This is a genomic window from Ruminococcus sp. CAG:379 (assembly GCF_000434255.1).
Taxonomy (GTDB): Bacteria; Bacillota; Clostridia; order Oscillospirales; family Ruminococcaceae; genus Ruminococcus_F; species Ruminococcus_F champanellensis.
In genome coordinates, this window is record NZ_FR894922.1 from 11,242 (window position 1) to 19,387 (window position 8,146).

At 54.5% G+C, this 8,146-nt stretch carries 10 protein-coding genes; 5 read left to right on the forward strand and 5 right to left on the reverse strand.

Translation table 11 applies throughout. The features are described from left to right. From QVO51_RS09470 to QVO51_RS09480, 3 genes are all read right to left on the reverse strand, one after another. A partial coding sequence (locus QVO51_RS09470; RefSeq protein WP_288168092.1) for an SPFH domain-containing protein occupies positions 1-579 on the reverse strand: 579 nt, incomplete at its 3' end. Between the two features lie 41 nt (positions 580-620). Next, positions 621-1,082: an NfeD family protein gene (locus QVO51_RS09475; RefSeq protein WP_022358201.1), complete on the reverse strand. Its 462-nt coding sequence runs from the start codon at positions 1,080-1,082 to the stop codon at positions 621-623. 240 nt (positions 1,083-1,322) lie between these two features. Beyond that, on the reverse strand, positions 1,323-1,928 hold the full coding sequence (locus QVO51_RS09480) for a hypothetical protein (RefSeq protein WP_022358202.1): 606 nt from the start codon (positions 1,926-1,928) through the stop codon (positions 1,323-1,325). Positions 1,929-2,202: 274 nt separating this feature from the next. On the opposite strand from QVO51_RS09480, the gene hydG reads away from it, so the two are divergent. Together hydG and hydF are read left to right on the forward strand one after the other, a co-directional pair. After that, positions 2,203-3,618 carry a [FeFe] hydrogenase H-cluster radical SAM maturase HydG gene (gene hydG / locus QVO51_RS09485; protein ID WP_015558311.1) on the forward strand — a complete coding sequence of 472 codons (1,416 nt, stop codon included), beginning with the start codon at positions 2,203-2,205 and terminating at the stop codon, positions 3,616-3,618. 63 nt (positions 3,619-3,681) lie between these two features. Further along, positions 3,682-4,854 (forward strand): [FeFe] hydrogenase H-cluster maturation GTPase HydF, encoded by a 1,173-nt coding sequence (gene hydF / locus QVO51_RS09490; RefSeq protein WP_022358203.1) that lies wholly within the window; start codon positions 3,682-3,684, stop codon positions 4,852-4,854. A 21-nt stretch (positions 4,855-4,875) separates the two neighbouring features. On the opposite strand, the gene QVO51_RS09495 is transcribed toward hydF, so the two are convergent. Both QVO51_RS09495 and QVO51_RS09500 read right to left on the reverse strand, forming a co-directional pair. Then, a complete protein-coding gene (locus QVO51_RS09495; RefSeq protein ID WP_276747091.1) occupies positions 4,876-5,082 on the reverse strand; it encodes a DUF6774 domain-containing protein in 207 nt (68 codons plus the stop codon). Positions 5,083-5,096: 14 nt separating this feature from the next. After that, positions 5,097-5,849 (reverse strand): PP2C family protein-serine/threonine phosphatase, encoded by a 753-nt coding sequence (locus QVO51_RS09500; protein WP_022358205.1) that lies wholly within the window; start codon positions 5,847-5,849, stop codon positions 5,097-5,099. A 226-nt stretch (positions 5,850-6,075) separates the two neighbouring features. Between QVO51_RS09500 and QVO51_RS09505 the strand changes: the two genes are divergently transcribed. The 3 genes from QVO51_RS09505 (at position 6,076) to QVO51_RS09515 (ending at position 8,083) form a co-directional block, all read left to right on the forward strand. Continuing rightward, positions 6,076-6,885, forward strand: coding sequence for an amidohydrolase family protein (locus tag QVO51_RS09505; protein WP_022358206.1), 810 nt, complete (start codon positions 6,076-6,078; stop codon positions 6,883-6,885). A gap of 150 nt (positions 6,886-7,035) precedes the next feature. Then, positions 7,036-7,338 (forward strand): YerC/YecD family TrpR-related protein, encoded by a 303-nt coding sequence (locus tag QVO51_RS09510; protein ID WP_015558315.1) that lies wholly within the window; start codon positions 7,036-7,038, stop codon positions 7,336-7,338. Then, on the forward strand, positions 7,328-8,083 hold the full coding sequence (locus QVO51_RS09515) for a class I SAM-dependent DNA methyltransferase (protein ID WP_022358207.1): 756 nt from the start codon (positions 7,328-7,330) through the stop codon (positions 8,081-8,083). Before QVO51_RS09510 ends, QVO51_RS09515 begins: the two co-directional genes overlap by 11 nt. Positions 8,084-8,146: the final 63 nt, after the last annotated feature.

Consider the following 8,146-nt stretch of genomic DNA (forward strand, 5'->3'; position numbering starts at 1 on the left):
ACGCTCACGCTCTGCCTTCATCTGCTTTTCCATTGCATCCTGGATCTCACGGGGCGGCAGAATGTTTTTCAGTTCCACACGGTTCACTTTGATGCCCCAGGGATCCGTTGCCTGGTCCAGCAGGGCAGTGATCTTGGTGTTGATGACATCACGGGAGGTGAGGGTTGCGTCCAGCTCCAGCTCACCGATGATGTTACGCAGGGTGGTCGCAGTCAGATTTTCAATGGCTGCCATAGGATGCTCGATGCCATAGGTGTACTGCTTTGCATCCGTGATCTGGAAAAAGACAACGGTATCGATCTGCATGGTTACGTTATCCTTGGTGATTACCGGCTGGGGCTTGAAATCCACAACCTGTTCCTTGATGGACACGATCCGTGCCACCTTATCCAGGAAGGGCACCAGGAAGTGAGGGCCGGTGCCCCACTCGCCGTGAAAGGCACCCAGACGCTCTACGATGTAAACCTTTGCCTGGGGAACGATCCGGATCCGGCTGACCAGGAAGATGACTACCACGAGAATGGCGATCATCAGATAACCGAGTGTTCCAAACCCGGCTGCTAACATTGATGCAAACATGTGTTTTTCCTCCATATTTTGTTGTTTCTAATAATGCTGTATTACTGCTTTGCTGCGGATGCGGCAGGCTTGGGGACTTCCGCCGGCTCTACAAAGAGCTTTGCTCCCCGGATATCCGTGATTCGCACCACAGTCCCCTCCGGGATGATCTGTCCGTTTGCGGCAACTGCGATCCAGTCCACACCGTCCTTGCGGGCTCTGCCGGTGCCGCGTGCGCCGTCCACGGTTTCGATGATGGTTGCAGTGCTGCCGATTTCACGGTCTGCATTGGTGGGTACTATTTTTTTGCACATCACCTTTTTGATGATCGGGCGGGTGCATGCCAGCAACAGAGCGGATACGACCACAAAGACGATAAACTGTACGGTTCTGCCTGCGCCGAATACCGCCGCCAGAAAGGCAGCCAATGCGCCCACGGAAAACCATACGCTGACCAGCTGCAGTGTGACCACTTCTGCGATTGCCATGACAATACAAACAATGCCCCAAATCAACATATCCATGTTCTTTTCATCCCTCCTTTACGTAATATTCGGGATCACCGGTGTAATCTTAGTGTACCATAAGAGCAGAAAAAACACAAGTGCCAAAAAGGAATAAATTCAACCAAATTGGACGGATTTCACCGCTTTTTTGAAACCTCGTCATCCGGGCATGGGCGCAATCGCCGGTTCTGCGCCGGGTGAGATGCGTGATTTCCGGTGTATGCTCTCGTATTCTTTTATATGCTCCCGCATGCGTCGTTATCCTTCCGGGTGATCCTGTACCACTTCTCCATGGGTTTCAATCACATCCCCCTGCCCGTTGGGATGGTTCCCGGCATGTGACATGTTCTGTGCCGGTTCCTGCTGTCGCAGGCGGCGAAACAATAGAGCATAGCCCAGATACAGGACAAAGGCACGGGGAGAGAACACCTTGGACACTGCCAGCACGCCATATACGATCATGCCCACCAGGGCACCTTTTTTGGCGTATGGCACATAAAAGCCCAACAGAGCCAGCACCCCGAACCGAAATGCATGGATCAGGTAATACAGCCAGAGGATCTTGCTGAAAAAGCCGGGAATGCCGGTGACGATGCTTTGAGCCGGAGCCTGGAGCAGCCGCAGACTGAGCCACAGGGATGGCAGTACCCAGAGGGCTTCCAGTACCGCCATGCTCCGGATCATGAAGGTTTCGCTTCGGTTCAGAAACAGGCATATACCGGTAATGATGTATGCCATAGGTATGAAAGAGTCGATGCTGATGGTTCCCGTGGAAAAGCCCATGCCCGGCAGAAAGGTCAGGGAGCAGATGCCTAGCAGTATCAACAGGCCGCCGCTGATTTTTTTGATGCGTTCCGTATTCATGTACATCCTCTTTTGTAATTGTGCATACAGTATACCGGAAAAGGACTGATTTTGTCAAGGCGGGATTGCGTATTGCATTTTCAGACATTCTGTGCTATAATAGTACCGTAACCTGAATGCAGCCCAGACAGGGAACACCTTGCAAAAACTGAACCCGAAGTGAGACTGAGGGGAAAGGCGAAGCAACTGCGATGATTGAACCCCATCGCGGCTTCTGCGCCTTTGCAGGAGCCGTTTTTTTGCGTCTCTTGGAAGAAAGGAGTAATGGAAAAGTATGTATGATGTAAAATCCATGTGCGCCGATGATTTTATCAACGATGATGAAATCCGGGACACTCTGGCTTATGCAGATGCCCACAAGGCGGATGTGGAGCTGATCGATCAGATCATTGAAAAGGCAAAGCTGCGGAAGGGTCTGACCCACCGGGAGGCTTCCGTGCTGCTGGCATGCGAGCTGCCGGACAAGCTGGCAGAGGTATACGAACTGGCGGAGCAGATCAAGCTGGACTTTTACGGCAACCGGATCGTGATTTTTGCCCCTCTGTACCTGTCCAACTACTGCGTTAACGGCTGTGTGTACTGTCCCTATCATATGAAGAACAAGCACATTGCCCGGAAGAAGCTGACCCAGGAGGAGGTTGCCCGGGAGGTCATTGCCCTGCAGGACATGGGACATAAGCGGCTTGCCATTGAAGCCGGAGAGGATCCGGTGAACAACCCCATTGAATATATTCTGGATTGCATCAATACCATCTATTCGATCAAGCACAAGAACGGTGCCATCCGCCGGGTCAATGTAAATATTGCAGCCACTACGGTGGAAAACTACCGCCGTCTGAAGGATGCGGGCATCGGTACTTATATCCTGTTCCAGGAAACCTATCACAAGGAAAGCTATCTGAAGCTGCATCCAACCGGTCCCAAGCATGACTACAACTACCATACCGAAGCCATGGATCGTGCCATGGAGGGCGGTATTGATGATGTGGGACTGGGCGTCCTGTTTGGTCTGGAGCTGTACCGGTATGAGTTTGCCGGACTGCTGATGCATGCGGAGCATCTGGAAGCGGTACATGGGGTGGGCCCCCATACGATTAGCATGCCCCGGGTCAAGCATGCGGATGACATTGATCCCAACGCTTTTGATAACAGCATCAGCGACGAGATTTTTGCAAAGCTGTGTGCCCTGATCCGGATCGCAGTGCCCTATACCGGCATGATTATTTCCACCCGGGAAAGCCAGGATGTCCGGGAAAAGCTGCTGCGACTGGGCATTTCCCAGGTCAGCGGTGCCTCCAGAACTTCCGTGGGAGGCTATTGCGAGGAGGAACGTCCCCACGACACGGAGCAGTTTGACGTATCCGACCAGCGTACCCTGGATGAGGTGGTGTGCTGGCTGATGGACATGGGGTATATTCCCTCCTTCTGTACTGCATGCTACCGGGAGGGCAGAACCGGTGACCGGTTCATGCAGCTTTGCAAGAGCAAGCAGATCCAGAATTGTTGCCACCCCAATGCACTGATGACCTTGGACGAATACCTGGAGGATTATGCGTCCCCCCACACCAGAGAGGTGGGCAGGGCACTGATCCAGAAGGAGATTCCCACCATCCCCAGCCAGAAGGTACAGCAGATCGTCCGGGAGAATCTGGACAAGATCAAACAGGGCAGCCGGGATTTCCGGTTCTGAGCAAAAAGCACAAGGGCGTGCTGCGAATCCCGCAGTGCGCCCATTTTTATAGGAGGTATGCATATGAGTCTGAATGAAACCCCGTCCGCTGACCGGCTGCACATTGCTTTTTTCGGCAAGCGCAATGCCGGAAAATCCAGTCTGATGAACGCTGTGACCAATCAGCCCATGGCTATCGTGTCCGACACCCCGGGCACCACCACCGATCCGGTGAGCAAGGCTATGGAGCTGCTGCCCCTGGGGCCGGTGCTGATGATCGACACCGCCGGTCTGGATGATACAGGAGAGCTGGGCAGCCAGCGGGTACACAAAAGCATGCAGGTCATGCGGAAAACGGATCTTGCGATACTGGTCACCAATGGGGCAGAGCCGTTGGATGTAATTGAGCTGGCATTGCTGGAGCAGCTGAACAGCCGGAGCATTCCCTATGTGCTGGTGCGGAACAAGTGTGATCTCACTGACCGCCGGGATGGGGAAGGGGTCTTTGTCAGTGCCCGCACCGGAGAGGGCATTGATGCTCTGAAGCAGGCGATGATCCAGGCAGTGCCCAGGGAGGAAGTCTCCCGATTAGTGGGGGATCTGCTGGTGCCGGGGGATCTGGTGGTGCTGGTGATTCCCATTGACGAAGCCGCTCCCAAGGGGCGGATCATCCTGCCCCAGCAGCAGGTGCTGCGGGACGTGCTGGATGCTCATGCCAGCGCAGTGGTGTGCCAGGCGGAGGATCTGTCCAGAACCCTGAGCACTTTGAATACGCCGCCCAGGATCGTCATCACCGACAGCCAGGCGTTCGGTCAGGTGTCCAGGGATACCCCGGAATCCGTGCCTCTGACCTCTTTCTCTATTCTCATGGCACGGGCGAAGGGGAATCTTTCTGCCATTGCCGCCGGTGCCATGGCGGCGGATCATTTGCAGGACGGGGATCGGATCTTAGTATCCGAGGGCTGTACCCATCATCGGCAGTGCGGGGATATCGGTACGGTGAAGCTGCCTGCATGGCTGAAAAAGCACAGCGGAAGGCAGCTGGAATTTGACTTTACCAGCGGTACGGATTTTCCGGAGCAGCTGGAGCAGTATGCTATGGTGGTGCATTGCGGCGGCTGCATGCTGAACACCCGGGAGGTACGGTACCGGTATGCCCTTGCCAGATCCCAGGGGGTACCCATGACCAATTACGGGATTCTCATTGCACATATGAAGGGGATCCTTGCCCGGAGCATTGCACCCTTTGGGCTGTAAGCATAAAAAATGCGCAGGCGGTTATGCCTGCGCATTCGTTTGTTCAGATGAATCCTTCTGCCGCCTTGCATTGCAGAGTCCACGCTGCACGGCAATCAATGCCAGGGTATCTCCCAGCTGGGTGAACATGGCTGCCATAACGGCAAGCTCATCATCGTCCATTTTGCATGCCAGGCTGTTGGCAGCAGCTGTGACTGCAGCGGTCAGGGTACAGGCATCCAAGGGCATCACCTCAGTACAGCCTATGCTTCAAAGAATACCATTGCCACAATGGTCACATTGTCCTTGCCGCCCTTTTTCAGCGCCAGTGCAATGAGCCGCTCCAGCCGCCGGGGCAGGGGCAGGGGCAGTGCCAGGATCTCCTCCATTTCTGAAGGGGATACCACATCGGACAGACCGTCCGTGCACAGCAGCAGCACATCTCCGTATGCCATCCGCTCTCCTGCATGCTGGATATCCGGGGTGGGGGTGTGGGACAGGTTGCCCATCACCGGGGAAATAATGTGCCGGTAGGCGTGGGTTTTCTGCTCCTCTCTGGTAATGGTGCCTTCCTTGTAGAGCATCTGCACCAGGGACTGATCCGTGGAAAGCTGACGCATTTTTGCGTTCCGGTATCGGTACAGCCGGGAATCGCCCACGTTGAAAAAATGCAGCAGATTGTTTTCGTCTACGCCGATGCCGCAGAAGGTTGCCTGCATGTTCCGGGTCTCACTGTTGCCGGCGCCGTACTGGGCAAGCAGATTGTGCACATCCTCCAGCTTGCGTTCCATATTGGTCTTTCTGGAAAAGCGGATGCTGCTGATGAGATTCAGACATTGCCGGGAGGCGACTTCACCGGATGCCTCTCCGGATACCCCATCGGAGACCCCAAGCAGAAAAGGGGGCGCCAGCTTTGCTTCCAATGCCCCGTCGGTGATCACGGTCTTATGGATCAGAAACGCATCCTCGTTGTGGGGCATGACGCCCTGACTTGTAATGCCGCAGCAGTAGTACATTTGTTGTGCTCATGTCCTTTCTTGTCTCTCTGTATGCAGCGAATTCCTGCACCCATGATTATACCGTATTTTTTCGTGAATTTCAATAAGAATTCCTTTACAAGTTGGTGACAAATTCTAAAGACGGACTTGCGCAATCTGCTGCCGCATGTTACAATAGAAGCAGCCGCAAAGGGCGGCGGGACGGCGGTTTGCCGTCCGGATTACCGGAAAAGAGGAATGCACCTTGCAGAAGTTTCAATGCGAAGAATTTGAGATTATGGACGCCCACACACATATCTTTCCGTCCAAAATTGCAGAAAAGGCAACGGTGAATATCGGACATTTTTATGATATTCCCATGGCGGAGGAGGGCAATGCAGAGCGGCTGCTCCAGTGCGGTGCAAAGATCGGCACCAAGCGGTACCTGGTCTGCTCCACTGCCACCACCAGTCATCAGGTGGAAAGCATCAACGATTTTATTGCAGAGGAATGCGGCAAGCATCCGGAATTTTACGGCTTTGGCACCCTGCACCCGGATTACGCTAATCTGGAGGGGGAAACCAACCGGATTATCCGTCTGGGGCTGCACGGCATCAAGCTGCACCCGGATTTTCAGCGCTTTGACATAGACAGTCCCGGCGCATACAAAATTTATGAGCAGATCGCAGGCAGGCTGCCGGTGCTGATCCATATGGGGGATGACCGGTATGCTTATTCCAAGCCGGAGCGGCTGGCACGGGTCATGCGGGATTTTCCCACTTTGCGGGTCATGGCGTCCCATCTTGGCGGATACCGCTGCTGGGAGGAGGCACGGGAATGTCTGCAGGGCAATGCCAATATCCGCTTTGACACCAGCAGTTCCCTGCCGATGCTGGATCCTGCATATGCCCGGAAGCTCATAGAGCACTACGGAGTGGAAAACTGCATGTTCGGTACGGATTTCCCCATGTGGGAGCCAACGGAGGAGTTTGCACGATTTATGAATCTGGGGTTCGGCTTTGCGGACAACCAGAGGATGCTCAGCGGAACATTCAAGGAGTGGTTCGGGTTATAAGGCAGCATGCCCAAAGCCCGTCCGGCGGCTCTGTGCAATATTACCATAATCCGAGCTTGCATCCTATTGTCCATTGAAATTCCCTCTTTACTTTTCCATTTTAGTGTGCTAAAATAATTGGGAAGGAAAGATGTTCACGGAGGATTGACTATGAACAATAAATTAAAGGAATTCGGCGTAGATGCTTTGTTTGAAGCGGTTCTGACCCTGGAAACCATGGAGGAATGCTACAAGTTCTTTGAGGATCTCTGTACCGTACAGGAACTGAAGGCCATTTCTCAGCGGCTGCAGGTGGCGAAAATGCTGAACGAGCATCACGTGTATACGGATATCGTGGCGGCAACCGGTGCCAGCACTGCCACCATCAGCCGGGTGAACCGTTCGCTCATCAACGGCTGTGATGGCTACAGCATTGTGTTCAGCCGCATGAAGGATCACGAACATGAACAGTGACCGGAGCTACAGCGTCTTTGCCCGGTACTACGATCTGCTGACGGAGAACGTAGATTACGAAGCCCGGGCGGCATATCTGGACGAGCTGATCCGCCGACTGCATCCGGTGGAGGACTGTGTGCTGCTGGATCTTGCCTGCGGCACCGGCACTCTGTCGGAGGCTATGGCACGCCGGGGCTATGACGTGATCGGGGTGGACGGCTCCGGAGACATGCTCAACGAGGCAGTGGAGAAAAAGTGCGAAAGCGGTCTGCCCATTCAGTATGTTTGCCAGGACATGCGCCGTCTGGAGCTATACGGTACAGTGGACGTGACCATCTGCATGCTGGACAGTCTGAACCACCTGCCGGGGCTTCCGGATATTCAGAATGTGTTCCGCCGGGTGAGTCAATATACGGAACCGGGAGGGCTGTTCCTGTTTGACGTGAACACCCTGCACAAGCATCGGGTGACCCTGGGAGATCAGGTGTTCCTGTTCGACCTGGACGAGGTCTACTGCGTGTGGGAAAACCGGTTTGACGGGGATGCCACGGTGACCATCACCCTGGACTTTTTTGAATCCGGGGACGGGGAGCATTATACCCGCACGACGGAGCAGTTCCGGGAGCGGGCATACCCCCGGCAGGTGCTGGAACAGGCGCTGGAGGATGCGGGCTTTGCAGTGGAAGCGGTATACGGGGCGGACAGTCTGGATCCCCCCACAGAGGATACGGATCGGCTGATTTTTGCAGCCAGAAAGAAATGAGGAGTAACATGGGACAGCTGAAACGAGTGATCTCTGCGGATGGATCCGTGGTAGCGGCAGGAG

Excerpts from the sequence above, each read along its gene's own strand:
- QVO51_RS09475 (WP_022358201.1), bottom strand. The coding sequence starts at position 1,082 with ATGGATATGTTGATTTGGGGCATTGTTTGTATTGTCATGGCAATCGCA.
- QVO51_RS09480 (WP_022358202.1), bottom strand. The coding sequence starts at position 1,928 with ATGAATACGGAACGCATCAAAAAAATCAGCGGCGGCCTGTTGATACTG.
- hydG (WP_015558311.1), top strand. The coding sequence starts at position 2,203 with ATGTATGATGTAAAATCCATGTGCGCCGATGATTTTATCAACGATGAT.
- hydF (WP_022358203.1), top strand. The coding sequence starts at position 3,682 with ATGAGTCTGAATGAAACCCCGTCCGCTGACCGGCTGCACATTGCTTTT.
- QVO51_RS09495 (WP_276747091.1), bottom strand. The coding sequence starts at position 5,082 with ATGCCCTTGGATGCCTGTACCCTGACCGCTGCAGTCACAGCTGCTGCC.
- QVO51_RS09500 (WP_022358205.1), bottom strand. The coding sequence starts at position 5,849 with ATGTACTACTGCTGCGGCATTACAAGTCAGGGCGTCATGCCCCACAAC.
- QVO51_RS09510 (WP_015558315.1), top strand. The coding sequence starts at position 7,036 with ATGAACAATAAATTAAAGGAATTCGGCGTAGATGCTTTGTTTGAAGCG.
- QVO51_RS09515 (WP_022358207.1), top strand. The coding sequence starts at position 7,328 with ATGAACAGTGACCGGAGCTACAGCGTCTTTGCCCGGTACTACGATCTG.